The sequence below is a fragment of the Leisingera sp. MMG026 genome (genome assembly GCF_021654205.1).
Taxonomy (GTDB): Bacteria; Pseudomonadota; Alphaproteobacteria; order Rhodobacterales; family Rhodobacteraceae; genus Leisingera.
On record NZ_JAKFZM010000024.1, the window covers coordinates 1 to 24,383 of the forward strand.

Annotated in this window: 27 protein-coding genes and 1 tRNA gene; 12 read left to right on the forward strand and 16 right to left on the reverse strand. The window is 60.6% G+C overall.

Going from position 1 to position 24,383, the window contains the following annotated elements; all coding sequences use genetic code 11:
- Nucleotides 1-61: 61 nt before the first annotated feature.
- Nucleotides 62-1,297, reverse strand: coding sequence for a bifunctional alpha/beta hydrolase/OsmC family protein (locus L1069_RS14145; protein ID WP_129371054.1), 1,236 nt, complete (start codon nt 1,295-1,297; stop codon nt 62-64).
- A 95-nt stretch (nt 1,298-1,392) separates the two neighbouring features.
- Here L1069_RS14145 and L1069_RS14150 point away from each other — a divergent pair, with 95 nt between their 5' ends.
- On the forward strand, nt 1,393-1,755 hold the full coding sequence (locus L1069_RS14150; protein WP_237456088.1) for a hypothetical protein: 363 nt from the start codon (nt 1,393-1,395) through the stop codon (nt 1,753-1,755).
- Nucleotides 1,756-1,818: 63 nt separating this feature from the next.
- Nucleotides 1,819-1,941, forward strand: a complete 123-nt coding sequence (locus tag L1069_RS24170; RefSeq protein WP_275423078.1) for a hypothetical protein — start codon at nt 1,819-1,821, stop codon at nt 1,939-1,941.
- A 54-nt stretch (nt 1,942-1,995) separates the two neighbouring features.
- Here the strand turns inward: L1069_RS24170 and dddP are convergent, their stop codons facing one another.
- Both dddP and L1069_RS14160 read right to left on the reverse strand, forming a co-directional pair.
- Entirely contained in the window at nt 1,996-3,339 is a 1,344-nt protein-coding gene (gene dddP / locus L1069_RS14155; RefSeq protein ID WP_237456089.1) for a dimethylsulfonioproprionate lyase DddP, read from the reverse strand.
- Nucleotides 3,340-3,509: 170 nt separating this feature from the next.
- Nucleotides 3,510-4,343 (reverse strand): hypothetical protein, encoded by an 834-nt coding sequence (locus tag L1069_RS14160; RefSeq protein WP_237456091.1) that lies wholly within the window; start codon nt 4,341-4,343, stop codon nt 3,510-3,512.
- 121 nt (nt 4,344-4,464) lie between these two features.
- On the opposite strand from L1069_RS14160, the gene L1069_RS14165 reads away from it, so the two are divergent.
- Nucleotides 4,465-4,683: a hypothetical protein gene (locus L1069_RS14165; protein WP_164982731.1), complete on the forward strand. Its 219-nt coding sequence runs from the start codon at nt 4,465-4,467 to the stop codon at nt 4,681-4,683.
- Here L1069_RS14165 and L1069_RS14170 read toward each other — a convergent pair.
- The 4 genes from L1069_RS14170 to L1069_RS14185 form a co-directional block, all read right to left on the reverse strand.
- Complete coding sequence (locus tag L1069_RS14170) at nt 4,680-5,474, reverse strand: lytic murein transglycosylase (RefSeq protein ID WP_129371049.1); 795 nt, start codon at nt 5,472-5,474, stop codon at nt 4,680-4,682. The genes L1069_RS14165 and L1069_RS14170 overlap by 4 nt on opposite strands.
- Nucleotides 5,475-5,566: 92 nt before the next feature.
- Nucleotides 5,567-6,814, reverse strand: a complete 1,248-nt coding sequence (locus L1069_RS14175) for an Hsp70 family protein (RefSeq protein WP_237456093.1) — start codon at nt 6,812-6,814, stop codon at nt 5,567-5,569.
- Nucleotides 6,815-6,997: 183 nt separating this feature from the next.
- Nucleotides 6,998-8,404, reverse strand: a complete 1,407-nt coding sequence (glnA, locus tag L1069_RS14180) for a type I glutamate--ammonia ligase (RefSeq protein WP_129371047.1) — start codon at nt 8,402-8,404, stop codon at nt 6,998-7,000.
- A gap of 45 nt (nt 8,405-8,449) precedes the next feature.
- Nucleotides 8,450-8,788: a P-II family nitrogen regulator gene (locus L1069_RS14185; RefSeq protein ID WP_008554830.1), complete on the reverse strand. Its 339-nt coding sequence runs from the start codon at nt 8,786-8,788 to the stop codon at nt 8,450-8,452.
- 170 nt (nt 8,789-8,958) lie between these two features.
- Here L1069_RS14185 and L1069_RS14190 point away from each other — a divergent pair, with 170 nt between their 5' ends.
- Nucleotides 8,959-10,623 carry an NAD(P)H-hydrate dehydratase gene (locus L1069_RS14190; RefSeq protein WP_237456095.1) on the forward strand — a complete coding sequence of 555 codons (1,665 nt, stop codon included), beginning with the start codon at nt 8,959-8,961 and terminating at the stop codon, nt 10,621-10,623.
- A gap of 9 nt (nt 10,624-10,632) precedes the next feature.
- On the opposite strand, the gene L1069_RS14195 is transcribed toward L1069_RS14190, so the two are convergent.
- The gene (locus L1069_RS14195) at nt 10,633-11,160 is read right to left on the reverse strand and encodes a Hint domain-containing protein (RefSeq protein ID WP_129371045.1); all 528 of its coding nucleotides are present in this window, start codon (nt 11,158-11,160) and stop codon (nt 10,633-10,635) included.
- Between the two features lie 215 nt (nt 11,161-11,375).
- On the opposite strand from L1069_RS14195, the gene L1069_RS14200 reads away from it, so the two are divergent.
- Nucleotides 11,376-11,459, forward strand: a tRNA-Leu gene (locus tag L1069_RS14200).
- 280 nt (nt 11,460-11,739) lie between these two features.
- Here L1069_RS14200 and L1069_RS14205 read toward each other — a convergent pair.
- Nucleotides 11,740-12,420: an autoinducer binding domain-containing protein gene (locus tag L1069_RS14205; RefSeq protein ID WP_237456097.1), complete on the reverse strand. Its 681-nt coding sequence runs from the start codon at nt 12,418-12,420 to the stop codon at nt 11,740-11,742.
- A gap of 203 nt (nt 12,421-12,623) precedes the next feature.
- On the opposite strand from L1069_RS14205, the gene L1069_RS14210 reads away from it, so the two are divergent.
- The 4 genes from L1069_RS14210 (at nt 12,624) to tig (ending at nt 16,685) form a co-directional block, all read left to right on the forward strand.
- Complete coding sequence (locus L1069_RS14210; protein WP_129371043.1) at nt 12,624-13,292, forward strand: acyl-homoserine-lactone synthase; 669 nt, start codon at nt 12,624-12,626, stop codon at nt 13,290-13,292.
- 77 nt (nt 13,293-13,369) lie between these two features.
- A complete protein-coding gene (locus L1069_RS14215) occupies nt 13,370-13,621 on the forward strand; it encodes a hypothetical protein (RefSeq protein ID WP_211037638.1) in 252 nt (83 codons plus the stop codon).
- A 417-nt stretch (nt 13,622-14,038) separates the two neighbouring features.
- Entirely contained in the window at nt 14,039-15,157 is a 1,119-nt protein-coding gene (locus L1069_RS14220; RefSeq protein ID WP_237456098.1) for a porin, read from the forward strand.
- A 196-nt stretch (nt 15,158-15,353) separates the two neighbouring features.
- On the forward strand, nt 15,354-16,685 hold the full coding sequence (gene tig, locus L1069_RS14225) for a trigger factor (RefSeq protein WP_129371040.1): 1,332 nt from the start codon (nt 15,354-15,356) through the stop codon (nt 16,683-16,685).
- 65 nt (nt 16,686-16,750) lie between these two features.
- Here the strand turns inward: tig and L1069_RS14230 are convergent, their stop codons facing one another.
- From L1069_RS14230 to rpsF, 6 genes are all read right to left on the reverse strand, one after another.
- Nucleotides 16,751-17,434, reverse strand: coding sequence for an HTTM domain-containing protein (locus L1069_RS14230; RefSeq protein ID WP_237456099.1), 684 nt, complete (start codon nt 17,432-17,434; stop codon nt 16,751-16,753).
- Nucleotides 17,431-17,877 carry a hypothetical protein gene (locus L1069_RS14235; RefSeq protein WP_237456100.1) on the reverse strand — a complete coding sequence of 149 codons (447 nt, stop codon included), beginning with the start codon at nt 17,875-17,877 and terminating at the stop codon, nt 17,431-17,433. The genes L1069_RS14230 and L1069_RS14235 overlap by 4 nt, the downstream gene beginning before the upstream one ends.
- A 163-nt stretch (nt 17,878-18,040) precedes the next feature.
- Entirely contained in the window at nt 18,041-18,511 is a 471-nt protein-coding gene (locus L1069_RS14240; RefSeq protein WP_134829955.1) for a lytic transglycosylase domain-containing protein, read from the reverse strand.
- Between the two features lie 1,060 nt (nt 18,512-19,571).
- Nucleotides 19,572-20,183 (reverse strand): 50S ribosomal protein L9, encoded by a 612-nt coding sequence (gene rplI / locus L1069_RS14245; protein WP_129371035.1) that lies wholly within the window; start codon nt 20,181-20,183, stop codon nt 19,572-19,574.
- A 12-nt stretch (nt 20,184-20,195) separates the two neighbouring features.
- Complete coding sequence (gene rpsR, locus L1069_RS14250) at nt 20,196-20,423, reverse strand: 30S ribosomal protein S18 (RefSeq protein WP_005852865.1); 228 nt, start codon at nt 20,421-20,423, stop codon at nt 20,196-20,198.
- A 28-nt stretch (nt 20,424-20,451) separates the two neighbouring features.
- Complete coding sequence (gene rpsF / locus L1069_RS14255) at nt 20,452-20,805, reverse strand: 30S ribosomal protein S6 (protein WP_237456101.1); 354 nt, start codon at nt 20,803-20,805, stop codon at nt 20,452-20,454.
- A 318-nt stretch (nt 20,806-21,123) separates the two neighbouring features.
- On the opposite strand from rpsF, the gene L1069_RS14260 reads away from it, so the two are divergent.
- The 3 genes from L1069_RS14260 to L1069_RS14270 all read left to right on the forward strand — a co-directional run bounded on the left by L1069_RS14260 (nt 21,124) and on the right by L1069_RS14270 (nt 22,931).
- Entirely contained in the window at nt 21,124-21,657 is a 534-nt protein-coding gene (locus L1069_RS14260) for a hypothetical protein (RefSeq protein WP_237456102.1), read from the forward strand.
- A gap of 149 nt (nt 21,658-21,806) precedes the next feature.
- On the forward strand, nt 21,807-22,385 hold the full coding sequence (locus tag L1069_RS14265; RefSeq protein ID WP_134829953.1) for a YceI family protein: 579 nt from the start codon (nt 21,807-21,809) through the stop codon (nt 22,383-22,385).
- Nucleotides 22,386-22,607: 222 nt separating this feature from the next.
- Nucleotides 22,608-22,931: a hypothetical protein gene (locus L1069_RS14270; protein ID WP_129371032.1), complete on the forward strand. Its 324-nt coding sequence runs from the start codon at nt 22,608-22,610 to the stop codon at nt 22,929-22,931.
- Between the two features lie 161 nt (nt 22,932-23,092).
- Here the strand turns inward: L1069_RS14270 and L1069_RS14275 are convergent, their stop codons facing one another.
- The gene (locus tag L1069_RS14275) at nt 23,093-24,358 is read right to left on the reverse strand and encodes a cytochrome b/b6 domain-containing protein (protein WP_237456103.1); all 1,266 of its coding nucleotides are present in this window, start codon (nt 24,356-24,358) and stop codon (nt 23,093-23,095) included.
- Nucleotides 24,359-24,383 lie beyond the last annotated feature (25 nt).

The following is a 24,383-nucleotide window of genomic DNA, read 5'->3' on the forward strand; positions in this document are numbered from 1 at the left end:
GGCCGCTGCCGTTGCAGGTTTCCTGCAGGGGCCGGGCGCGGGAGATCCGGGAGTATTGAAGTTACGCGGTAGCCGCCTGGGGTGTGGTCTCCAGATGCGTCACCACCTTGGCGCCGCTCTCCAATGTCCGGTGCACCGGGCATCTGTCTGCAATCTCCATCAGCTTGGCCCGTTGTTCCCCGCTCAAAGGGCCGCAAAGGTGGATCACACGGGTGAACTGGTCGATTTTGGCGGGTCCCGTCGGCTGGGCATCCTGAGCATGCACCTTGTCATGGCTGACATCGACGCTGATCCCCTCCAACGGCCAGCCCTTGCGGCGGGCATACATCCGCAGCGTCATCGAGGTGCAGGCACCCAGCCCCGCCGCCACGAAGCCGTAAGGCGACATGCCGCGATTGGTGCCGCCATAGGCCAATGGCTCATCTGCAAAGGTGTGGTGATAGGGACCGGATTGCACATCCTGCAGGAATCCCTCCGGGTCGGCCTCGGTCACCCGCAGGATGCCTTCGGGGGCACCGGGCGGCGGCGCGGGCGGGGCCATTCTGACATAGCGCCCGGCCCAGGCGGCAATCACCTCGGCGGCATATTCCGCATCCGCAGCACGGGTGATCAGGTGATCGGCATCATCCAGGGTGACAAAGCTTTTGGGGTGTTTGGCCGCAGTAAAGATCGAGGCGGCATTGTCGATGCTTACTGTTTCATCCCGCGGGGCATGCAGCACCAGCAGTGCAGCCTTGAGGCCGGTAATTGCAGGCTCCAGCGCTTCGGCGTTGATATCGTCGACGAATTCCCTGCCAATGACAAAAGGCCGCCCGCCCAGGCAGACTTCAGCACGGCCTTTGGCCTCTATCTCGGGCAAGGCAGCGTCGAAGTGGTGCGAGACATGGCCGGGATCAAACGGTGCGCCCAGTGTCACCACGCCTTTGACAGACGGGATGCCTGCCCGTGCCCGCAGCACCGCCGCGCCGCCCAGCGAATGGCCGATAAGCAAAGAAGGCGCCATGCCGCGCGAGGCCAAATACTGCGCCGCCATGATCAGATCCGCGACATTGGAGCTGAAGGAGGTGTTTTCGAATTCCCCTTCGGAATGCCCCAAACCGGTAAAGTCGAACCGCAGCACCGCGATCCCCATCGCCGCCAGCCGTCCGGCAATCCGCCGCGCGGCCGGAATATCCTTGGAACAGGTAAAGCAATGGGCAAACAGCGCCGTTGCAAGCACCGGTCCCTCAGGCAGGTCGAGGCGGGCAGCAAGGGTGTTTCCGGCATGGCCGGGGAAGGAGATGCGTTCAGCGGGCATGGGCGTGGCCTTTGTTGGGTGTTCCGTTTAGATTGAGCGCTCGTTGGCACAGGAACAAGGCGGCGGCCCGCAACGTCACGTGAAGGTGAAGGCAGATGAGTGCATTAAGTCTGGCCGGAATTGGCATTTACACGCCGCAAACGGCTCGCGACAGGGAAATGTGGCGGCAGTTGCGGTTCTTTTGCGAAAGTGAACCCCAGGCCTTTGGCCGCAACCCTGAGACAGGTCATGTTACCGGTTCTGCCTTTGTGCTGTCACCGGACATGAAATGCGTTCTGCTGACCCATCACCGGAAGCTGGATCGCTGGTTGCAGTTGGGCGGCCATTGCGACGGCATTGCCGATGCGGCTTTTGTGGAGTTGAAAGAAGCCTATGAGGAAAGCGGGCTGCCGCGGATCAAGCCGCTGTCTGATCAGGTGTTTGATGTGGACATTCACGCAATCCCGGAAAATGCGTAGGACTGCGAGCATCTGCATTATGACGTTCGGTACCTGTTTCAAGCAGAGGCAGGGGATTTTGCGGTGAGCGGGGAATCCCATGCACTGACCTGGGTGCCGCTGAACCGGCTGCATGAGGTGACGGATACGCCCGGTGTACTGGTGCTGCGTGAAAAGCTCGCGCTGTTCTTAAGCGGAGGCGCCTGACGGCGCCGCAGGATATCCCGGCCCCACCTGTACAGGCGGGGCCGGCGGTTCAGGTCAGGCTTCCCCCATAAGTGCCTTGTCGAACGGATATTTGGTCAGGTTCTCGTAGCCGTCTTCGGTGATCAGAACCTGATCTTCCAGCTTAATCGAGAAATCGCCGCCCTCGGGGGAGATCAGCGCCTCGACACACAGCACCATGCCCGGTTCCAGGTCATAGTCAAAGGCGCCCTCGACCATCTGGTCCGGATAAGCAACCAGCGGCCATTCATCGCACAGGCCGACGCCGTGCATCATGCAGCCGTATTTCTGCTTTTGGAACTGCGCATCCAGCACATGGCAGCCGCGTGACAGCTCCTGGATGTTCACACCGGGCTTCAGCATCTCCATGTTATGGCGGATGTGTTCGACCCCGTGCTGCATGGCATAGACCATATCGGCGCGCGGTTTTTCATCACCGATCCACCAACTGCGGGAGATGTCGATGCAGATGCCGTAGGAGCCGACAAGATCGGTGTCGAAACTGATCATCTCGTTGTTCTGGATGATCCGGGGGCCGCATTCCTGGAACCACGGGTTGGTGCGCGGGCCGGAGGACAGCAGACGGGTTTCGATCCACTCGCCGCCGCGGCGGATGTTTTCGGCGTGCAGCACCGCCCAGACGTCGTCTTCCGAGATATTGCCGCCGGGCACATTTTCACGGGCGAACTTCTCCATCTCCGCCACAGCGGTTTCGCAGGCGTGATGGGCGCAGCGCATCGCCAGGATCTCGTCCGGGCCTTTCACCGCGCGGCATTTCTCAGTGAGTTCCTCGCCGGGGAGGATCTCCAGGCCTTGCGCCTCCAGCGCGCGCAGCCCGTGCAGCATGACCTTGTCCACTGCCAGGCGCTTGTTACTGCCGCTGTGTTCCTCCAGCAGTTTGCGCACCTCATTGGAGAACACGTCGGCGGCCACATCCACCTTGTCGCCGCGGTCGAAATAAAACAGGTCGGCGCCAGCGCGCTGTTCGCGCACTAGAGGGTTGAATTCGCTGAGAAACGGCGACTGTTTGTAATCCCACAGCACCATATAGCCGTCAGCGCAGATCAGCAGGGCGCGGAACGGGTTGTGGGTGTTCCACAGCTGCATGTTGGTGCTGTCGGTGGCATAGCGGATGTTCAGCGGGTCAAACACCAGAAGGCCGGCATAGCCGCGGTCGTTGATGAAACGGGTCAGCCGCTCCCAGCGGAAATTGCGCATTGCCTGCAAATCGGGCAGCTGCAACCCGGCCTCGGTCCATTCGCCAAAAGCCAGCTGGGTCGGGCCGATTTCAACCCGGTCATTGTTGTTCGGGGTGTTGTCGCCCAGATTGGCGCCGCGGGTTGGATCAATCTTGCGGATGTCGCGGTAATGCTCGTTCATGCGTGGCCTCCGTCGCTGCACAGGTTTGTCCAGTGTGCAGCCGTCTACTGGCGGAAGCGCTGCAGAAAACGACGGGTTCTACAGTCGTTTCTGACCCTTGGGCATCGGACAATGTGAACCGTGAAGGGTAAGCTTCAGCAAACGTGGCGGCCCGTGTTCATACACAGGGCTTAAGGCACCAGCGGGCGGGCAGCCTGCACCATTCCGGCACTTTCCATATACAGCAGCAATGCTGTCAGAAGCATAAGATGGCTGATGAAACGCAACCGGCGGGTGCCCGCAATGCTGAAAGCGGCAATCGCCGTCGACCTGAGTTGATGCGCCCAGCCGCGGTAGGGGCTTTGGGCCTGTTCCGGTTTGCGGGCCCTGGCCTGAGCGAGATCTGCTTTCTGGATTTCTTCTGGTTCGCTTTGGGTAAGCCTGACAGCTTGGAACGCCTGATCGCAGTGGGCATCAAGAGCCAGCGCAGCTTGATCAACCGGAGTGAAACATGCCCGGCCGCGCAGCCTGACAGGAGCGGGGCGTTCCCGCCGGGTTTCGGCTGGCTCGGGTGTGGCTTGCAGACTGTTTTCCGGATTGGGCTCGAATACGCTCAGGAACTGTTCGCACGTCAGCGCCACATCGGATTCGAGCCATTCAACCGAAGTTGCCTCAACAGCAGGAAGCAGCCGCCGCAGCATTTCGGCCAGAAACAGTTCCGAAATCTCCTGATCGCAATAATCGGGAAAGGCGGGCGTCAGCGAAAGTTCCAGCAGTGCCGCGGGCTGCAGCATCGCGTTTGTCAGCCGGCTGGCGCGCCGCAATGGAACCCTGCGCAACCGTACAGTCACCAGGTAATGGTCACATTGAATTTTGGCTGTATTTTCTGCCCGCGCCTCGATTGTTTCTGCCGGATGGCCGAAATCCTCGAGCGTGTCCACAACAGCCGAAACCGCTGCTGAAAGGGTCCCGGTATCGCGGGCCTCCAGTCCGAGCCTGCCTGTATACTGCACTTTTTCTGCCACCGTCCGGATCCTCCATTCAGGGTGCCGATAAAAGAAGGATAAAATTTGAACGAGTTGAAAGTGGGGCGGAAAACACGGCGTCCTGCGATACAGCGTGAACAGAGTTGCAGGAAACGGGGTGTTGTTGAAGCTCTTGTTTTTAATTGATTTAATTCGAGGGGCTCGATTTGGGTGGCTGGATTACGGCCCAATTGCGGCGGCCGGCGGACACATTGATGCCCTAGAGCCTACAATGACGCGGGAATCATCTTCACTGTTCCTGGCGGTCAAGAAGGCAGCCGCAAAACAGCCAAAGGAGCGGGCAGCAACCTTGCCTGATATTTGCCTGGTTGCGGCTTAGCCGTCGATCTGCCGCCCCATGATTGCAAGCGATTGCTGATAAACAGTTGCGGCGTTCCATTGCTTCAGAACCCGGTAGTTCGGCTCGCCCTGCTGATATCCCTTGCCGGGCTTCCAGCCTTTTTGGCGCAGGTAATTGGCGGTGGAGGCCATCGCATCCCCCATATTGTAGAAATCCACCCGCCCGTTGCCGTCCCAGTCCACCCCGTATTGCAGCGCATTGCCGGGCAGGAACTGGGTATGGCCCAGCTCGCCGTGCTTGGCACCCAGCGTGGCCGGGGTGATGGCGCCCTGGTCCACCAGCTTCAGCGCCCCCAGCGCATGCGGACGGAAAAAATCGGAGCGGCGGCAATCATAGGTCAGCGTCACGATGGCGGAAACCACCTGGCTGTCGCCCATATAGTTGCCGAACGCGGTCTCCATCCCGTGGATTGCAATCAGAACGCCGGCGGGCACGCCGTACTTACGCTCAAGTGCGGCATAGAAGTCCGGGTTGCGCGCCTTTCGCTTGCGGCCCTGCGCCACGATGGTTGCCGAGCCGCGGATCTGCATGAATTTCTCCAGCGAGTATTTAAAGCTCTTCTGGTTGCGGTCAGCAGAAATGGTACGGCGGGCATATTGCGCGGCCGCAAGCGCCTGCAGCCCCGCCTTGCGCACACCTGCGCGCTTGGCCTCGTTCTGGAAGTCCCGCTTCCAGGCGTCAAACCCGGATGAGGTATTGCCGCAAGGCGCGGCCAGGGCAGGGGAAGCTAGCAGGGCGGAAATCAAGGCAGGGGCCAGCAGGCGGCGCATGAAAGAATCTCTCAAATGTGGCTCGTAGCCTTCAGCCTAACGTGCTGGCCGCGCGTGTCTAACGGGAAAAGCCGTGCATGGTTCCCATTTACCTAAGCAAAGGCTGTTCCGGCGGCCAGGGCAAGCCCGTCCGCCACCGCTGTCATGGCATTTCCTGTTTCAACGCGGGCGTTTGGACAGATGCTGCGCATTTGCGCCTGAACCGCCCCCAGCAGCGAAGAGCCGCCGACCAGCACGATCCGGTCCACGCTGGCTGCAGGAAGACCGGCCTGCGCCAGAGTCTCGGCAGCGCAGGCCCCGATGGCAGCGGTCTGTTCTGCCAGTGTCTGGTTCATTTCTGCGGCGGGCAGCGGCACGGACAGGCCGCGCTGCAGCAGCTTAAGATCAATCGCCGCCGCGCCGCCTGCCGTGTTGGCCTGGATCTTGCCGCGCTCAACCGCAAAGGCCAGCTCGTGGCCCAGCTCATCTTCCAGCACGTCAACCAGCCGGGCCAGCCTGTCCGGCTCAACCGCATTGGCGGCCAGATCCTTGGCGGCGCGGCGGCTTTCCGGACTGTAAAGGAAAGGAATCATCTGCCAGGTGGCCAGATCGTTGAACAGCCGGTTCGGCGCAGGCAGGGTGCCGCCGCCAAAGCTGTTGCGGATCTGGCTGCCGCGCCCCAGCAGCGGCATGACATGGTGGATGCTCAGCTGCCGGTCAAAATCGGTGCCGCCCAGCCGCACCCCATGCGAGGCCAGGATGCGGGTGGCGCCGTTTGCGTCCTGTTCAAAGGCGGTGAAGTCCGAGGTGCCGCCGCCGATATCGACAATCAGCCCGCAGCCCGGCGCAGGTGCTGCAGCGCGCAGGGCGGCTTCCGGCTCAAACAGGAACAGCACGTCCTGAAAACCTGCTTCCAGATAGCAGGCGCGCAGGTCCTTTTCGGCCTGGATATTGCGATCCTCGTCCTTGGAATGAAACCGTACCGGCCGGCCGGACAGCGCATGGGTGAATTCCATATGCGTCGCCGTCTCGGCCCGCTGCTTCATCTCGGCCAGAAAGCGGGCGATAAGGGTGCCGAAACTGATCCGCTCGCCGCCCAGCCGCCGTTCCTCATGCAGCAGCGGCGTGCCCAGCAGGCTTTTCAAGGCGCGCATGAAGCGCCCCTCGTCACCGTTGATCAGCGCCCGCGTGGCGCTGTGGCCGATCCGCATGCTGCGGCTGTCCTCGTCGAAGAACACAGCGGTGGGCAGGGTCTGCTCGCCAGGTTCCATCTCGACCAGCCAGGGCCGGCCGGCCACGGCAATCCCCGCCGCCGAATTGGAGGTGCCAAAATCGATACCAAGGGTGTTGGGGGCAGTCATGGAAAAGGCTCCTTTCACAGGCGGGAGCGGGCCGGGATACAGCAGCCGCAATACAAGAGCAAGAAAAAGCAGCACTGCCGCCAGAAGCGCCGGGCGGAGGAAAACCCCGATCCACTGAGCACGCTCATGGAACAGTAAAAGGGCGCCCCGAAGGACGCCCTTTCAAAGTCATGGCTGTGCAGCTTAGCAGCTGTAGTACATGCCGAATTCGACGGGATGGGGGGTGTGCTCGTACTTGTGCACTTCTTCCATTTTCAGCTCGATATAGCCGTCGATCTGATCTTTGGTGAACACGTCGCCCTGCAGCAGGAAGTCGTGGTCGGCGGCCAGCGCGTCAACCGCTTCGCGCAAGCTGCCGCAGACGGTCGGGATGCCTTCCAGCTCTTCGGCCGGCAGGTCGTACAGGTTCTTGTCCATGGCTTCGCCGGGATCGATCTTGTTGCGGATGCCGTCCAGGCCGGCCATCAGCAGTGCTGCGAAGCACAGGTAGGGGTTTGCCGCCGGATCGGGGAAGCGGGCCTCGACGCGCTTGGCTTTCGGGCTTTCAGTCCACGGGATCCGCACGCAGCCGGAACGGTTGCGGGCAGAGTAGGCGCGCAGAACCGGGGCTTCAAAGCCCGGGATCAGGCGCTTGTAGGAGTTGGTGGACGGGTTGGTGAAGGCATTCAGGGTCTTGGAATGCTTCAGGATGCCGCCGATGAAATACAGCGCTTCCTGGCTGAGATCCGCGTATTTGTCGCCTGCAAACAGCGGCTTGCCGTCTTTCCAGATCGACATGTTCACGTGCATGCCGGAGCCGTTGTCGCCATAGATCGGCTTCGGCATGAAGGTTGCCGATTTGCCATAGGCGTGCGCCACGTTGTGGATCACGTATTTGTACTTCTGCAGCTCGTCTGCCTGCTTGGTCAGGCTGTCAAAGATCAGGCCCAGCTCGTGCTGGCAGGAGGCAACCTCGTGGTGGTGCTTGTCGACCTTCATGCCCAGACGCTTCATGGTTGAGAGCATTTCCGAACGCAGATCCTGCGCTTCGTCGGTCGGATTGACCGGGAAGTAACCGCCCTTCAGGCCCGGGCGGTGGCCCATGTTGCCCATCTCAAACTCGGCGTCGGTGTTCCAGGAGCCGTCGGTTGCGTCGACCTCATAGGACACCTTGTTGATGGTGTTGGAGTAACGCACGTCGTCGAACAGGAAGAATTCCGCTTCGGGGCCCATATAGGCGACATCGCCGATGCCGGAGGACTTCAGGTAGGCTTCTGCCTTCTGGGCGGTGCCGCGCGGGTCGCGCTCATAGGCTTCGCCGGTGTCGGGCTCAACAATCGAGCAATGGATGCAGAGGGTTTTCTCGGCATAAAACGGATCGATATAGGCGGACGTGGTGTCGGCCATCAGTTTCATGTCGGAGTTTTCAATCGACTTCCAGCCGGCGATCGAGGAGCCGTCGAACATGAAGCCTTCTTCGAGGAAGTCTTCGTCGACCAGGTCCACGTCCACGGTCACGTGCTGCAGGCGGCCGCGCACGTCGGTGAAACGGATGTCGACATAGGCGACGTCGTCTTCACGGAGAGTCTTGAGAACTGCGTCTACGCTCATTCCCTTAGTCCTTCTTTAGAGATGTCTTGGAGATTTGCTTTTAACTTACAATGCGTCCGGGCCGGTTTCGCCGGTGCGGATGCGAATGGCTTGTTCGACGGGCGAGACAAAAATCTTGCCGTCGCCGATCTTGTCGGTCTTGGCGGCATCGACGATGGCCTCGATCGCCTGGTCGACCTGATCGTCGTCCAGCACCACTTCGACCTTCACCTTGGGCAGGAAGTCGACCACATATTCAGCACCGCGGTACAGCTCGGTGTGGCCCTTCTGACGGCCAAAGCCTTTGACCTCGATCACTGAAAGGCCTTGCACGCCGACGTCCTGCAACGCTTCCTTCACCTCATCCAGTTTAAAAGGCTTGATGATGGCTTCGATCTTTTTCATCGGAATGGCTCCTCGCAAGCTTGTTGAGGGTGTCATTTCACTTCTAAATGAAGGCAGCAATGCGCGAGGCTGCAGCTGCGGCAATTGTGGCCAGGATTTGATCGTCACCGCCTAAAAATTAAGCACTGCGCCCAAGGATTGCGCAAAATTGAATCGGGAAAGAAGACGAAATGACCGAACTGCTGACCGCCGCCCAGATGCGGGCCATCGAACAGGCCGCCATCGCAACCGGCGAAGTAACAGGCCTTGAACTGATGGAGCGGGCCGGGCAGGGGGTGGTTGAGGCCATCTTTGAGGAGTGGCCGGAACTTGCGGAGCCTGTTGAAAGCGGGCGAGGGGCCGGCCCCTCGCACTCCCCGGAGTATTTGGAGAAAGTTGAAAAACCGCTGCGGACCGTGGTGCTGTGCGGGCCTGGCAATAATGGCGGCGATGGGTTTGTGGTCGCCCGGTTGCTGAAGGAGCGCGGCTGGGAGGTGGAGGTGTTTTTGTATGGAGACCCGGACAAGCTGCCGCCGGATGCGAGGGCGAATTATGAGCGTTTGGGTGCGGGCACTGTACAGCCGTGGAGTATGGAAGCTGTAGGTAACGCGGAAGGGAGCCTTTTCGTGGATGCAATTTTTGGCTCCGGATTGTCGCGTGCACCGGACAGTTCTGTCCTTGAGCCGCTGACCAAACTATACACCGAGGGCAGAACTTTGAACCGCATGGTAGCGGTTGATGCGCCAACGGGTCTTTGCATGAACAGTGGCCGTGCTTTGTGCCTGGAATATGGTGGTAACTGGAGCTGGCTTACAGTCACTTTCCATAGACCCCGTATTGGGCATTTCGTTGACGATGGGCCGGGTTACTGCGGGAGCCTGCGCACTGTAGATATTGGGCTGGCCGGGTTTGAAGCCAGGAAGGGCTTTCTGGCCAAGCAAGATGATTTCCCTGGAATGAATGAGTGCGGCGGGACGAGCGGCGAGGGTTTTGTAAACCTCGTAGATCACCGGCGGTCAGATTTACTGCCCAAAAATAGAGAAGAGCACAAGTATTCCCACGGCCACGCCCTCGTCCTCTCCGGCGGCCACGGCAAAACCGGCGCCGCGCGGCTGGCCGCCCGCGGAGCCTTGCGGATCGGGGCCGGGCTGGTCACCGTCGGCTCGCCGCGTTCGGCGATGTTTGAAAATGCCGCCAACCTCACCGCCATCATGCTGCGCCAGATTGACGGGGCGCATGGGCTGGTAGAGCTGATGGAAGACGAACGGCTCAGCGCTATTTGCCTTGGCCCTGGTATGGGGCGCGGCGCGGATACGCAGGCGATGGTGTTCGCCACATTGAAGGAAAAACGGGCAACCGTGCTGGATGCAGATGCGCTTACCCGGTTCGAGATGAAGCCGGAGGTGCTATTTGAGGCTTTGCATGAAGACTGTGTGATCACCCCGCATGGCGGTGAATTTGCCAGGCTGTTCCCGGACCTGGCCGAAAGGCTGAATGCACCTGCCGCCGCAGGCCCGGGCTATTCCAAGGTCGATGCAACCCGGGAGGCGGCAAAACGCACGGGCTGCGTGGTGCTGTTCAAGGGGCCGGATACGGTGATTGCCGCGCCGGACGGGCGCTGCTCGGTCAACTCAGCCCATTACGAGCGTTCCGCGCCTTGGCTGGCCACCGCCGGGTCGGGCGATGTGCTTGCAGGTTTTATCACCGGGCTGATGGCGCGCGGGTTCTCTCCAATGCAGGCCGCCGAAACTGCCGCCTATGTTCATGTGGAATGCGCGCTGGAATTCGGCCCCGGACTGATTGCCGAGGACCTGCCAGAGCAGGTCCCCGCGGTGTTCCGCAGGCTGGGGGTGTAACGCTCCGGCTCAGGCCGCCGGGCGCAGATCTTCGTCCGGTGCGGCGGCCGCGGCCAGTTCCAACCCGCCTGCATAAATCACATGCGGGCGGGAAAACTCCAGGATCGTCAGATCCATCATCTGCAGACCCAGATCACGGATGAATTCGCCATCCACCAGCTCATAGGCCGGCACCACTGCCTGCGGCTGGCCGAACATTGCCTTGGCACGCCAATCACGGACAAGGATCCGCTGGTCCCAAGGGACGGTCAGGTCGCTGTCTGCGCGGGTGTCGCCAAGCGATCCGGCAGAAATGCATACGGCTTGCAGCATGGCGCGGCGGGTGCGGACCGCTTCTACCCGGGCCATGCCCTGGGTGCGGGTGATGAGGCTGCCGCCTGCTTTAACCTCTTCCGCTGCGCGCTCGCCCTCGCGGGTCAGTACCAGGGTGCCGCGCAGCAGGCTGATGTTCTGGCTGCCCTGATACAGGCGCCGGGGCTGTGCTTGGCCGCGCATCGCCAATTGCGCGCGTAATGCCGCATTACCAAACGGTTTCATGTTGTTACTCGCTCTGTCTGCCTCAGACTTTTTTGTGAATCTATGCCGGAACCGGATTCCAGGCCCAGCCTTTTCCGTCGAAAGCCTGTTCATTGTTGCAATTATGCGGACGGATTGTTGCTGTTTTGCACATGGCGCCCGAGCACGCGTTTTCCGCTCGCATCCGCCGCTGTCCTTTGATAGTCACCGCGTCACACAAAGCATTTTGTGTGCGTGCGGGTGTGGCGGAATTGGTAGACGCACCAGATTTAGGTTCTGGCGCCTATGGCGTGGGGGTTCGAGTCCCTTCACCCGCACCAATTTGATTTTACAGATGAATTTTTACAAACTTAGCGCGCCGAGTGTTCTGCGCTATGTTTTTTTAACCTTGATTTTGTTCTTACTATGTTCCGGTGCGGCTGGGCCGTCTTGGATAGCTGCTTTTGCTTGGTCTGTTCTCATCACAGCGGGCGGCAGGATCGACCCCAAGGTGCCGGATCCTGCGATATGCGCGAACGGCAGCTTTGGTGAAATCCTGGAAATCTGCATTGTTCGTTCTGAAACGGTCTCCGGATCATTTATTCAGGCCGCTCAACAGGTTCAGGGCGGCTCTACCCCAAACAGGTTGCGCTCTTTGGCCAGATAGGCGAGGCGCGCGGTGGACTTGCAGCCGAACTTTTGCCGCATCCGCAGAAAGCTGGTTTTCACTGCTGATAGAGAAAGCGTGAACTGCTCGGCGATCTCATCATAAGACATTTCCTGCTGGATATGCAGACGCAGCATCTCCAGTTCTTTTCCGGAAAGGGACGGGGGGGGAAGCAGCGAGTCAAAAAACTCCGTGACAACCATGCTCAGCCTGCGCATCTCGGTATCCGAAAGCTCCCTGTCCTGCCGGGAAACAAACACCATCGATCTTTTTGATCCCGTCAGAGCCGCAAAGGCAGCGCCAAACACCAAACCGTACCGCTGAGACTTTTCGAGTATCTGCAGAGGATCGGGCAGCTGAATGGCCGACCAGCGTATGGCGCCTTCGTTCTTCAGCGCCCAATTGAATACAGGGTCATGAAGGAAGTAGTTTTCCCGGTCATACTGTTCCTTCCATTTTTCGTGGAAGGAACATTCAAAGTGCTCATATCCCATGATTGAAAAGTTGACCATGAGGGTGAAACCCGTGGTGCTTACTTCGTTGATCGCGGACCTGCAGGCCGAAAAAGCCTCGGCAATCTTCGTGCTGTTTGCTCCGTCCGAGGGCAGATTCGTTGTAATTACAGATTTTGGCATCTCAATTTTCCACCCCGAATGGCCTGCGACTTAAGTCTCTCTGCCGGCAACCTCGGTTGCCTTACCCGCAACCTAGGTCGCATTTGATGTGACCAGAGTTGCAAATAGAATGCAACAGCAAGGTAGTTGTAGACAACCGGGAATCTACCTTTAGGTGTAATTTCTGAGCGGGGAAGGTCGAAACCTGTACTGGAGATACATTTATGCAAAACGGATACGCCAGGAGCGAGGCCAAGGCTGGAACGGGTATTGAAACTATGGTTGTCCGGTTTGATCCGGTGCGGCTGCCAAAGTCCCTGAGAAGTCCCGATCAGGATGTACTGGATGCCTTTATGTCGTTGCGCAAGAGCGTGTTTGCGGAAGGCAAAAACTGGCGCGTGTGGCTGTCCTGCCGAAGCGATCTGGATCAGTACGACCATCTGGACGCCTATTACATTATCGCATTTGATCCTGCCACAGGCGAAGCGCTGGCCGGCGCGAGGCTGTTGCGCACAGATCGCGGGGGCCGCCATCCTAGCAGATCCGAAATGACTTACATGGTGCGTGATGCGGTCCGCGGCATGCTTCCAGGGCTGCCCACGGACCTGTGTGATGAAGAGCCGCCATGCGATCCCGCGGTCTGGGAACTCACCAGGTTTGCATCGAATGGTGCCGCGGGTGCAGGGCAGCTGGTGCTGCAGCGGCTGCGGACATTCCTGCAGGAGCTGGGCGGAGAACGTTTTGTGTTTCTGTCTCCGCCGGTTGTCGCACGGCTTGCCAAGTCCTCAGGCTTTGCAAATGTCGTCCCGCTTGGCCCGCTAAGAGGCGATCAAAACGGCAAGTACCGCGTTTATTCTGCCGATGTGCCCCAGCCAAGAAGCAGCGAAGCGTGAAGAGCTTTCTGTTTTTTCGCAGACAGCACAGCCTCGACGGCACTCATGGCCTCAGACGGAAATCCGAGCACTCCCGCATGTCAAAATTAAACACTCAGCAAAGTATTTCCGACTGGCGTATCCTGTCCGAGCTTCAGGGCATCCCGCGGGCGTCTCAATTCGTCATGATGGGCGGCGAAGTCAGACTGGTGCGCGGGGAACAGACAGCTGCGCCTGAAAGCCGGTGGTCTGTTCAGCTGCACGGGTTTTCCGCACGCGGCGCCACATTGCGCGATGCGCTGGACAGCTGGATAGTGATAGCCGGGCTAAGCCCCTTCGGCTTGCCATAAGCGCTGGCCCGGCCTTCTAGGTGCATCTGGGCGCAGGTTGAAAGTTCTGATCCTTGCGGGACCCGGCGCACTGAAATGCCCCGGTTGTCCGAGGCATTTTTTGCCGGACTCCGCTGCGCTGTCCTGTGCAAAAATGGTTGCAGTATTGAGCGTATGCGCAGGGTTGCAGAAATTGCATACCCCCTCTGAGCCTGGCGGTTGGGTGAAAGTGATCTTCTTCACCTAACACATTGTTCATAGGCGGTTTCCTGCAGGCTGAAAGTTGCCGTAGGCGAAATTTCGCCTATTCATTTCTCCTGGTACCAGGATGAATTTTCAACCCTGAAGGGGCGGAAAAACGCGTGATAGCTCCTAGCGCAAGCGGCGGTCTCAGGGATGGAGAGACATGCTGCTGACGGAACAGGAGACCTGAAGAAAATGAGCATTAAATTTGCAGCGCGCGCAGGTGCGGCCACTTTGGCAGCAGCGCTTGCAGCCCCGGCATTTGCGGGCCCGACTTACACCAATGACACCGGCGGCAGCTTCCGCTGGTACGGGCAATTCAACCCGTCGTTCCAGTCCTTTGACGACGGGCAGGAAGACTTTAACCGCCTGGTGGACAACGAGGCGTCAAATTCGCGCATCGGCTTTGAACTGGAGCAGGCCTATGGCGAAAACACTCTGCGGTTCCGCTTCGAGACTGCCTTTGGCTTTCGCGGCTCCGACGGGGTCAGCCAGCTGACCACCGGCGACAACATCAGCTGGGACCGCACCAACATCCGCCATGTTGATTTCCAGTTCGACACTGCCAGCTATGGCCGCTTCTCGGCAGGTCAGGGCTCGATGGCAACCGACGGCATCACCGGCGCGGATTTCTCGGGCACCGGCCTTGGCGCCTCCAACTCTGTTGCCGACTCCGCGGGCGGCTATGCTTTCCGCACCACCGGCGGCGCTCTCAGCGGTGTGGATATCGGCGATGCCTTCACCGATCTGGACGGCGGCCGTCTGGGCCGGGTCCGCTATGACACCCCGGAACTTGCGGGTTTCACCCTGTCCACCTCTTATGGCACTGACGTGCTGAAGGACGCAAACGACCGCGAAAGCTATGACGTGGCGGTGCGTTGGGCCAATGACGACGCGGCAGGTTTTGCCATCGACAGCGGCATCGGCGCCTCCTGGACCGAAGAAACCGGCAAGGCCGACCAGCGCGATATCTCCGGCTCCTTCGCAGTGCTGCACAAGGCAACCGGCCTGTCGCTGAACCTGGCTGCGGGCGAGCGCGACATTGCGGGCACCTATGCCTATGCAAAGCTGGGCTATAAGGCGGATCTGATCGCGGCGGGCTCCACCGCGTTCTCGGTTGATTACTACGATGGTTCGGACATGGTGACCGCCGGTGACAGCGCCGAGTCCTGGGGCATTGCCGCGGTCCAGAAGATCGACGCTTACAATGTCGAAACCTATCTGGCCTACCGTGACTATTCCTATGCTGATACCAGCGCCGCCACCTATCAGGATGCCAATGTGATCCTGGCCGGTGCCCGCTGGAAGTTCTGAACCTTCCTCCCTCGGTTGCAGAACGGAAAACACGCCCCTTTGCGGGCGTGTTTTTCTGTTGTGCAGCCCGGAAATCCGCGGGATTGCGCGGTAAACCGGCAATGCCTCTTGCGCCGGGGCGCCGGGGGAAATAGAAGACCGCAAATTGTCTGGGGGCGCCTGTGCGCACGCGCCCCGAATCTCTATGGGGTATAGGATGCAGGTCACCGAGACGCTGAACGAAGGTCTGAAACGCGGCTACGCCATCACCGTCACGGCTGCCGAGCTGGACGCGAAGGTCAACGACAAGCTCGTCGAAGCACAGCCGGAAGTCGAAATGAAAGGTTTCCGCAAGGGCAAGGTGCCGATGGCACTGCTGAAAAAGCAGTTCGGCCAGCGCCTGATCGGCGAAGCCATGCAGGAAGCCGTTGACGGCGCCATGAACCAGCACTTCGAGGACAGCGGCGACCGTCCGGCGCAGCAGCCCGACGTGAAAATGACCAACGAAGACTGGAAAGAAGGCGACGACGTCAACGTCGAGCTGGCCTATGAGGCGCTGCCGGAAATCCCCGAGGTCGATTTCTCCGGTGTTGAGCTGGAAAAGCTGGTTGTAAAGGCAGAAGAAGAAGCCGTCACCGAAGCGCTGACCAACCTGGCAGACACTGCCAAGGAATTCGAAGCCCGCGAAGACGGTGCGGCTGCGGAAGACGGCGACCAGGTTGTGATCGACTTCGTCGGCCGGATCGACGGCGAAGCCTTTGAAGGCGGCGCAGGCGACGACTACCCGCTGGCTCTGGGTTCCAACTCCTTTATCCCTGGCTTTGAAGAGCAGCTGATCGGCTCCAAAGCCGGTGAAGAAAAAGACGTGACCGTGTCTTTCCCGGAAGAATACGGCGCCGAGCATCTGGCAGGCAAAGAAGCCGTGTTCTCCTGCACCGTGAAAGAGGTGAAAGCCCCGAAAGCGGCCGAGATCAACGACGAACTGGCCACCAAATTCGGCGCTGACGATCTGGATGCGCTGAAAGCCCAGATCACCGAGCGTCTGGAAGCCGAATATGCCGGTGCAGCACGTGCTGTGATGAAGCGTGCGCTGCTGGACCAGCTGGACACTCTGGTCTCCTTTGACCTGCCGCCGTCGCTGGTCGAGGCCGAAGCCAAGCAGATCGCGCATCAGCTGTGGCACGAGGACAACCCGGAAGTCGAAGGCCACGATCACCCCGAGATCGAAACCACCGACGAGCACAACACCCTGGCCGAGCGCCGCGTGCGCCTGGGCCTGCTGCTGGCCGAGCTGGGCCAGAAAGCCGAAGTCGAAGTGACCGACGCCGAAATGACCCAGGCGATCATGGCGCAGGCGCGTCAGTATCCGGGCCAGGAACGCCAGTTCTTTGAATTCATCCAGCAGAACGCTCAGATGCAGCAGCAGCTGCGCGCGCCGCTGTTTGAAGACAAGGTTGTCGACCACATCGTCGAGCAGGCGAAGGTTACGGAGAAAGAAGTCTCCAAGGACGATCTGCAGAAAGCTGTCGAGGCGCTGGACGAGGAGTAATCCTCTCTGCCGACCGCGTTACGGAAAGGCCGCCTTTGGGGCGGCCTTTTTCGTTGCGGCCGGCCTTACAGAACAACCCGGTCCTGCAGCCAAAACAAGGACGGATAGGCGGCCAGCCAGATCCAGAAGAACCGGTTCAGCCCGAACAGGCAGGCATTGGCCAGATGGAACAGCGCGGCGGTGAACAGCGCCAGCACCAGTGCCTCGCGGCTGAACAGGGCCAGCGGAAACAGCACCTCGAACGACATCACGGCCCAGCCCATGGCCCACAGCAGCCGCGGGCGGTCCGCCAGCCCGCGCAGGTCCTCGCTGACCGGGTAGGCGGAGAAGCGGAAAACGTCCTGAAGCGCGCGGCCGGAACGCCACTCGGGGTTCACGATCTTCACCTGGCCGGAAATGAAGTAGCAAATCACCAGCTGCCCGGCGAGATAGGCGAATGCGTATTCCTGCCACTGTTCGGAGGGCAGCCAGCGGGCCGCAGTAAGGCAGCAAAGAACCAGAAGGCTCATCTTGTCGCTGCCGCCGTTATACGGGCCTTGGAACCGCTGCAGGATCATGAGGCCAAGTCCGAGCAGTCCCAGCAGCATCCAAGGCGTGGCAATGCCGAACAGCAGGAACCCGGACAATACCAGGCGGGGCCCGTAAATCACTTGTTCATTCCGGAAGCCCGCCAGATGTTCGGCGCTTTGCTGCAGAAAAGCGAACGCCAGCAGGATCTCGGTCATGCGCAAGGCCAACTCCAGGCTCATGCAAATGCCATCCCGGCAATCAGAAACGGGTCGGATAGGTAGGTGACAGCCTTGACCAGCTGGCCATCCTCGGCACGGTCGGTAAAAACCAGCCGGAACTGCAGATAGGGCAGCCGGGCAGCGGGCGGCAATGTGCGCTCCAGCTCGGCGGTGATGCGGCGCAGGATTTCCTGCTGGCTGTGGCCGGATGGCGCCAGCGTCAGCCGTTCCGCGCAGCTGACCAGGAACAGGTTTTCGTTCCAGCGCGGGTTCCACAGCATCCGGCAGGCCATTGCCCAGGGCGCCAGGTGCTGCGGGCGCGGCCGGAATTCATGCCATTGGGCTGGCGTGCTGGCGGCATTGGCAAGCATGGCCCATTCCACCCGCGGCGACGGGTCCACCGATTTGAAGAAACGCCAGGACGGCATCAATGCGGGCAGCAAGAGGTTCAGCAAGGACAGCATGGCGCCAGTAAAACGGAGGACCGTTAGAATTCTGCTAAAATTCCCGCTGTTTTACAGCGCAAATCTCCCGCCCGTCCTTGATGCCTTTCTGCGAAAAGCACCGCGTCCCGTTGGGCCGGGCAGCGCCCCGCCGGGCGCTGCGGCCGCCTGCGGCGCCTGGAGATCAGGGGCGCAGGCCGGTTTCCTTGAGCATGCCGCGGCGCTTGGCCTCGTGGTAATAGCCGCGCGAGTAATGTTTGACGGCCTGGTCCTGGCTGCCGTCGGAGATCAGCCAGGCGCCGCGCAGATATTTCACGGAAAATTGCAGGTTGGTGTCCGCATCCAGCAGGTCCTGGGGCTTGCCCCTGAACCCCATCGAGCGCGCGGTGGCAGGAAGGATCTGCAGCAACCCGTAATAGGGCCGGTTCACCGCATGGGGCCGGTGAGTGCTTTCGCGCACAGCCAGCCGATGCACCAGGCTGCGCGGCACCTCGTAATGATCGGCCCAATAATTGATCTTTTGCCGCAGTTCGGGCGTTTCATTGGGGTAGAGCGGCGGCGTGTGCCGTACCGGCTTGGGCGGTGAGGCCGTGCCTGCGCAAGCCGCCAGACTTGCGGCGGCAAAAAAGGAAATCAAAAGGTTCCGGCGCGTCATGCAGCCTCCGAAAATAGGGTGTTTACACCCAGCTTAACTGCGTCGCAGCAGGCTGCAACGGCGCCCTGCCGCCGCCATGCTGCAACCGGCAGGGAACCGCCAATCCGGCAGAGGTTCTACGGCGCAACCAAGCCTGCGCTGAACACTCCCGACTGGATCAAACTTTAATGATTAGACATTTGTTAAATATGGTTTCCTACTACATATTGAGTATGCGCATTGAGGCAGAAACAACCCTCAGGGCAGTTAGCCCCTCACGCCTGTGGGGCTGCTGACCAAATCGGGCAGAGGGGACCGCGGCTGTTTCCCAACTTTTCCGCGGTCCCTATAAGCGCCGGGTTCTATCTGAAACACCCGTTCACCCCAGCTGACGCACGACGCGCCGGTCCCGAATGGCCGCGGTTCTTCCTGCTGTTGGTGTTCACCAAGTACAGGCTAGGCTGCACTCAATGCCAACCGTGCCGTCTGCCGCTCCGAATGCCCCGCGGATGACAGCGCCTGCATCAGGTTTTGCTTTGCCCGGCGTCTTGCCGTCTTTCAGCGCCAACCAGGCGGCGCTGGTACATGATCGCGCCAAACCGGGCAGCATCAGGCCCGCGCACAGGCGTGCGTCGTTGCTGCGATCTACAGGATCTTGACCTGTCAGCCTGGCGGCATTCCAGAGCATGTCCCGCCGGACCGGGATCTGTCCTGAGAAGGGGGCTGCCCAGCAGACCCCGAAGGCGTGAATAGCCCGTTTCCAGGTTTAATCATCCCCTGCGGCACCGGGTCGGAAATCGCCTCGGTTTTGAAGACCGGTGTGTCGAATCTGTGCCCGCGCAGCAACCGGAACAACAGCCGGCGGCGCAAGGCCAGCTCCTCTTGCTCCAATGATTTTTCCATATCACGGCCCCGTTTTTATCCTTCTCCCGGCACCATCCTGCCAAAGGAAGGCAAACGGGAGGTTTATGGGGGAGGTGTATGTTCCTACAACTTAGGACATCTTTTCAAACTGTTAAGATAACAAAGAAAAGGCCGCTCAATCGAGCGGCCTTTTCCCTGTTTCGCTGATCCGGTTGGATCAGTTGGTTTCTTCGCCAGCGGCGTCAGCAACCGGCGCGTCGTCGTCGTCAGACGCGGCGGACCCGATATCGTCGAACAGTTCCGAGATCTCGTATTCAGCAGCGGCTTCCTCTTCGGCGGCCAGCTCCTGGATCGATTTACCGGATGCCTGCAGTTCGGCTTCTTCAACCGAGCGGGCAACGTTCAGATTGATGACGGCTTCGACTTCCGGGTGCAGGCGCACGGAGACAGAATGCAGGCCGAGGTATTTGATCGGAGCGATCAGGGCGACCTGTTTCTTGTCAACGGTGAAGCCGTCCGCAGTTGCGGCATCGGCTGCATCGCGCGGGGTGACCGAGCCGTACAGCGCGCCCGCGTCCGATGCGGAGCGAATCACGATGAACTGCTGGCCGTCCAGCTTTGCTGCCAGAGCTTCGGCCTCTTTTTTGGTTTCCAGGTTGCGCGCTTCGAGCTGCGCTTTCTGGTCCTCAAAAGAGGCGATGTTGGCCTCAGAGGCGGTTTTCGCCTTGCCCTGCGGCAGCAGGAAGTTGCGGGCGAACCCGGGCTTCACGTCAACGACGTCGCCCATCTGGCCCAGCTTTGCAACGCGCTCAAGAAGGATAACTTGCATGTGCTTATCTCCTTACTTCACGGCGTAGGGCAGCAGGGCGAGGAAGCGGGCGCGCTTGATCGCACGGGCCAGCTCACGCTGCTTCTTGGCCGAAACGGCGGTGATGCGCGACGGTACGATCTTGCCGCGCTCGGAAATGTAGCGCTGCAGAAGACGGGTGTCTTTGTAGTCGATCGCCGGTGCGTTGTCGCCCGAGAAGGGGCACACTTTGCGGCGGCGGAAAAACGGTTTGGCTGCCATGGTTTAGCGTCCTTTTCTCAAGCTAAGATCAGCGGCGCTCGCGACGGGTGTCGCGTTCATCGCGTTTCTGCATCTGGACCGAGGGGCCTTCCTTGTGCTCGTCGACCTTGATGGTCAGGACGCGCATCACGTCGTCATGCAGACGCATCAGGCGTTCCATTTCCTGAACGGCGCCGGCAGAGGCGTCAGTCTTCAGGAAGGAGTAATGCCCCTTGCGGTTCTTGTTGATCTTGTAGGCCATCGTTTTGACGCCCCAGTACTCCTGCTCGACCAGCTTGCCGCCGTTGTCGGACAGAACAGCACCGAAATGTTCGATGAGGCCTTCAGCTTGCGAGTTGGACAGGTCCTGACGCGCAATCATGACATGCTCATAGAGTGGCATGCGAACTCCTGTTTGTGTCTAGGCGCATTTCATAGAACGGGCATCAAAGCTTCCGCTGCCCGGTCACGAGAGGCTGCGCGGATCGAAAATGTCGCGGAAGCAGGGCCTCCTATACAGGCTGCGGCTGAAAGAGCAAGGCAAAAGGGCGGTTTCACGCCGCCGGCCGCTGCCGCCGCTGCAATACCGCAAGCCCGCCGTATTGATGCCCCAAAACCGGCCTTCACTGATTGACGAAGCCTTAACGCGGAGAGCAGCCGCGGCGCCGGGGCATCCGGCAGGGGCAGCTTAAGAAGGGCCAGCTTCAGAAAGGGCAGTCCAATGGCAGTGACAGATCAAACCCCGCCGCAGTTAACCCGCGCCCCGGTGGCCAATGCTTTTGGCGCTGTGGCACGCGCGGTGCCGCTGAGCTTGCGGCTGGAGGCAAACTGGAAGCTGCGCGTTGCTCTGCTGCGGGTGCTGGGGGCGGCAATGATCCTCAGCTCCACCGGGCTGTGGCTGGTTCCGGGCGCTGGCGCTGATCCGGACATGAACCTGATCCGGATCGGTATTTCGGTGGTGTTTCTGCTGATCGGGCTGGTGCTGATGACGGCGCATGACGCCGGCAACCGGCCCGAGGCGTGCTTTGATCCGGTACGCCGCGAGCTGCGGGTGCTGCAAGCCGGCAGCCGGGGCAGCCCGCGCACTGTTCTGCGCCGCAGCTATGACACCCTGGGCGGGGCGCGGCTGACGGCGGTGTCGGTGCAATTGTATGAAACAGACGGCAGCCTGCTGATCGAGCTGCCCATCGGTTCCGCCGCAATGCGCAGCCAACTGCGCGACCAGCTCAGCGGTGCGGTGCGGATCCTGACCTGACTTCACGTTTGCGCGAGGAAAATCCGCCGGCCTGCCCGGCGGGTTTTGTGTTCGCCGGTTCACAGGTAATGTTGGTTTTTGCGGGCTTCCCTTTTGGGGGCGTGCGCCGCATCTGTTGCCTCATGATTTATTCTGACGGAGCTTTTCCCATGAAAACGACCCTGATTGCTGCCGCTCTGGCTGCTGCTGCTGCAACCGGCGCTGCCGCCGCCCCGGAAAAATACGTGCTGGATTCCAGCCACAGCCAGATCTTGTTTGATTACAACCACCTGGGCTACTCGACCACCTACGGCCTGTTCTCCGGCTTTGAAGGCGAGATCATGTTCGACCAGGAAGATCCGGCAGCCTCCAGTGTTTCGGTGTCCATGCCGCTCAGCATGATGTTCACCGGCTGGCAGGCCCGTTTCGACCACTTCATGACCAAGGATTTCTTTGACGCAACCGAAGACGAAACTGTCAGCTTCACTTCCACCGCAATCGAAGTGACCGGTGAAAACACCGCGAAGATCAGCGGTGATCTGACCCTGAACGGCGTGACCAAACCGGTGGTGCTGGACGCCAAGCTGAACCAGGCCGGCGACCACCCGATGGCGAAAAAGCCCTGGGCCGGTTTCGACGCAACCGCCTCGGTTCTGCGTTCGGATTATAACCTGGGTCAGTTCGCCCCCTTCATCAGCGACGAGGTGAACATCAAGATCTCGATCGAAGCAATGAAGGCCGACAGCTAAGTTAAGCCTCAGCCTCTGCTTTGAAAGAATTGCCGCCAGCTCCTCCGGGGTTGGCGGTTTTTTGCTGCCCGGCCACCACCCCGTCTTCTCGCCCGGATACAGATCCGGCGTTGGAACCGGCGCCGCCCCCTCGCCAAAGCGTGACAGAAGTTCATTGGTGTTCTCCTGGCGGCTGCGGCAGGCTGTAACCGCCCCCTCCGGCCGCTTAAGAAAGGAGGCATCATGTTTCGCCTAGGCTACATCCTATCAGCCGGTGCAGCATTGGCCCTCGCTGCCAATCTGGCGTTCACAACGCCTGTTGCCGCTCATGATTCAGGCCGTGATACGGCCCGCGCCATTGCCGGGCTGATTGCTCTGGGTCTTATTGCCAAGAACCTGAATGACCGTAATGACCGCCACCGCGGTTACACGCATTCCTATCAGCCGCGCACCTACTACCGGCCCCATCGCGGCCGCGGCCATTATGCGGGCCGCCACAGGAACCATGACCGCGGCATACACCGCCACCGGACACGCCACGGCGGCTATTACCGGCACCGTCACTGACATCCGGATGCGGTAAAACCTGTTGCGCAGAAACAGACCGGCTGAAGCGGCACAGCGCCGCGTGTCAGCGCGGCGCCCGGCCCAAGCCTGCCAGGGGGATCAGCCCGCTGATCACCCGCAGCCGCGGGAGGGCTCCGGCCCCGGATCAGCCGGCGCCCGGATCACTCCGCCCGCTTGGCCACCAGCTCCACCGGCACCTCTACGGCAAACCCCAGCGAAGTTTCATCCGGCAGGCTTTTTCCGATCCCGAAATCGAGCCGGTTCAGCGTCAGCGTTCCGGCCATCATTGCCGTGTCTCCCTGCAGGTCCAGGCTGAAGGGCAGGGTGGCCGGCACCGTCTGTCCCTTGATGGTCAGGGTACCCGCCGCCTGATATCCTGCGGCCAGCTTTTCGATATCCGCCTTGAACAGGGCAGTTGGGAAATTCGCGCTGTCAAAGTAATCGGCGCCCATCGCCTGACCGGCAACCGATCCCAATTCCAGAGACGGGATCGACACTGTCACCTCCACATCACCTGCCGGACCCGGGGCCGCGGGGTCCTCAAAGTTGATCACCGCAGCCCACTCGCTGAAACTGCCCGAAATGACGCTGCCCATCTGGGTGACGGACAGGCCCAAAGTGCCGGACTGCACCGCCCAACCGCCCCCGGCCGCAGGGTCCACTGCCACAACAGGAGCCACGGTGCCTTCCGTGCTGTGATCCTGCGCGTTCCCGTGACTGTGGTCATGACCGCCAAAGACACCAATCACCGCGCCGCCGCCCAGGGCACCGGCCCAGACCGCCAGCGCCGCCAGCAACGGCATCAGGCTGTGGCTTTGCGCGGGTGGCTGCGGCTGATTGCTGCTGCCCGGCAGCATCCGGCGCAACGTGGCGTCGCGGTCAATCACATGATGCTTCAGCGCCCCGGCAATATGCAGGCCCAGGGAAGCGGCCAATGTCCAGACCAGAACCCAATGCAAGCCGCCGAAAAAATCCGCCGCGTGGTCGGACTTTGGCACAAACGGCAGGTTCTGCCCGAACGGCCACCAGATCGGCGCAAAACCGGTGGTCGCGGCGTGATGGATCCATCCCGACAGCGGCACTGCCACCAGCGAGCCGTACAAAAGCCAATGCACCATCTCCGCCGCCAGCGCCTCCGCCTTGCGATCGGGATGCAGCAGGCCGGGTTTCGGCTGGCTCAGCGCCCACAGGATCCGCAGCAGCGCGGTAAAGAACACCGCAACCCCCACTGTCTTATGCAATGAGAACAGCAGCGTTGCCCGTGCAATCACCGCCTGGCTGCCGTCAAACTCCGGGCTTTGGATCTCATGCGCCAGCTCATTGGCGATATACCCCAGCGGAAAGGCCGAGAAAATCAGCAGGGCGGTCAGCCAGTGAAACGTTTTGGCGACATTGCCGTAAGAGGTGAACGTGTTGGCACGGGACATTGGCGCGCTTTTCCTTGTCAAATTC

Coding starts and splice junctions, on each gene's coding strand:
- L1069_RS14220 (WP_237456098.1), top strand. CDS start 14,039: ATGAGCATTAAATTTGCAGCGCGCGCAGGTGCGGCCACTTTGGCAGCA.
- L1069_RS14175 (WP_237456093.1), bottom strand. CDS start 6,814: ATGACTGCCCCCAACACCCTTGGTATCGATTTTGGCACCTCCAATTCG.
- L1069_RS14265 (WP_134829953.1), top strand. CDS start 21,807: ATGAAAACGACCCTGATTGCTGCCGCTCTGGCTGCTGCTGCTGCAACC.
- L1069_RS14235 (WP_237456100.1), bottom strand. CDS start 17,877: ATGCTGTCCTTGCTGAACCTCTTGCTGCCCGCATTGATGCCGTCCTGG.
- L1069_RS14270 (WP_129371032.1), top strand. CDS start 22,608: ATGTTTCGCCTAGGCTACATCCTATCAGCCGGTGCAGCATTGGCCCTC.
- L1069_RS14185 (WP_008554830.1), bottom strand. CDS start 8,788: ATGAAAAAGATCGAAGCCATCATCAAGCCTTTTAAACTGGATGAGGTG.
- L1069_RS14195 (WP_129371045.1), bottom strand. CDS start 11,160: ATGAAACCGTTTGGTAATGCGGCATTACGCGCGCAATTGGCGATGCGC.
- L1069_RS14205 (WP_237456097.1), bottom strand. CDS start 12,420: ATGCCAAAATCTGTAATTACAACGAATCTGCCCTCGGACGGAGCAAAC.
- L1069_RS14150 (WP_237456088.1), top strand. CDS start 1,393: ATGAGTGCATTAAGTCTGGCCGGAATTGGCATTTACACGCCGCAAACG.
- L1069_RS14240 (WP_134829955.1), bottom strand. CDS start 18,511: ATGACGCGCCGGAACCTTTTGATTTCCTTTTTTGCCGCCGCAAGTCTG.
- L1069_RS14190 (WP_237456095.1), top strand. CDS start 8,959: ATGACCGAACTGCTGACCGCCGCCCAGATGCGGGCCATCGAACAGGCC.
- L1069_RS14145 (WP_129371054.1), bottom strand. CDS start 1,297: ATGCCCGCTGAACGCATCTCCTTCCCCGGCCATGCCGGAAACACCCTT.
- rpsR (WP_005852865.1), bottom strand. CDS start 20,423: ATGGCAGCCAAACCGTTTTTCCGCCGCCGCAAAGTGTGCCCCTTCTCG.
- rpsF (WP_237456101.1), bottom strand. CDS start 20,805: ATGCCACTCTATGAGCATGTCATGATTGCGCGTCAGGACCTGTCCAAC.
- L1069_RS14215 (WP_211037638.1), top strand. CDS start 13,370: ATGTCAAAATTAAACACTCAGCAAAGTATTTCCGACTGGCGTATCCTG.
- L1069_RS14170 (WP_129371049.1), bottom strand. CDS start 5,474: ATGCGCCGCCTGCTGGCCCCTGCCTTGATTTCCGCCCTGCTAGCTTCC.
- L1069_RS14230 (WP_237456099.1), bottom strand. CDS start 17,434: ATGAGCCTGGAGTTGGCCTTGCGCATGACCGAGATCCTGCTGGCGTTC.
- rplI (WP_129371035.1), bottom strand. CDS start 20,183: ATGCAAGTTATCCTTCTTGAGCGCGTTGCAAAGCTGGGCCAGATGGGC.
- L1069_RS14210 (WP_129371043.1), top strand. CDS start 12,624: ATGCAAAACGGATACGCCAGGAGCGAGGCCAAGGCTGGAACGGGTATT.
- tig (WP_129371040.1), top strand. CDS start 15,354: ATGCAGGTCACCGAGACGCTGAACGAAGGTCTGAAACGCGGCTACGCC.
- dddP (WP_237456089.1), bottom strand. CDS start 3,339: ATGAACGAGCATTACCGCGACATCCGCAAGATTGATCCAACCCGCGGC.
- L1069_RS14275 (WP_237456103.1), bottom strand. CDS start 24,358: ATGTCCCGTGCCAACACGTTCACCTCTTACGGCAATGTCGCCAAAACG.
- L1069_RS14260 (WP_237456102.1), top strand. CDS start 21,124: ATGGCAGTGACAGATCAAACCCCGCCGCAGTTAACCCGCGCCCCGGTG.
- glnA (WP_129371047.1), bottom strand. CDS start 8,404: ATGAGCGTAGACGCAGTTCTCAAGACTCTCCGTGAAGACGACGTCGCC.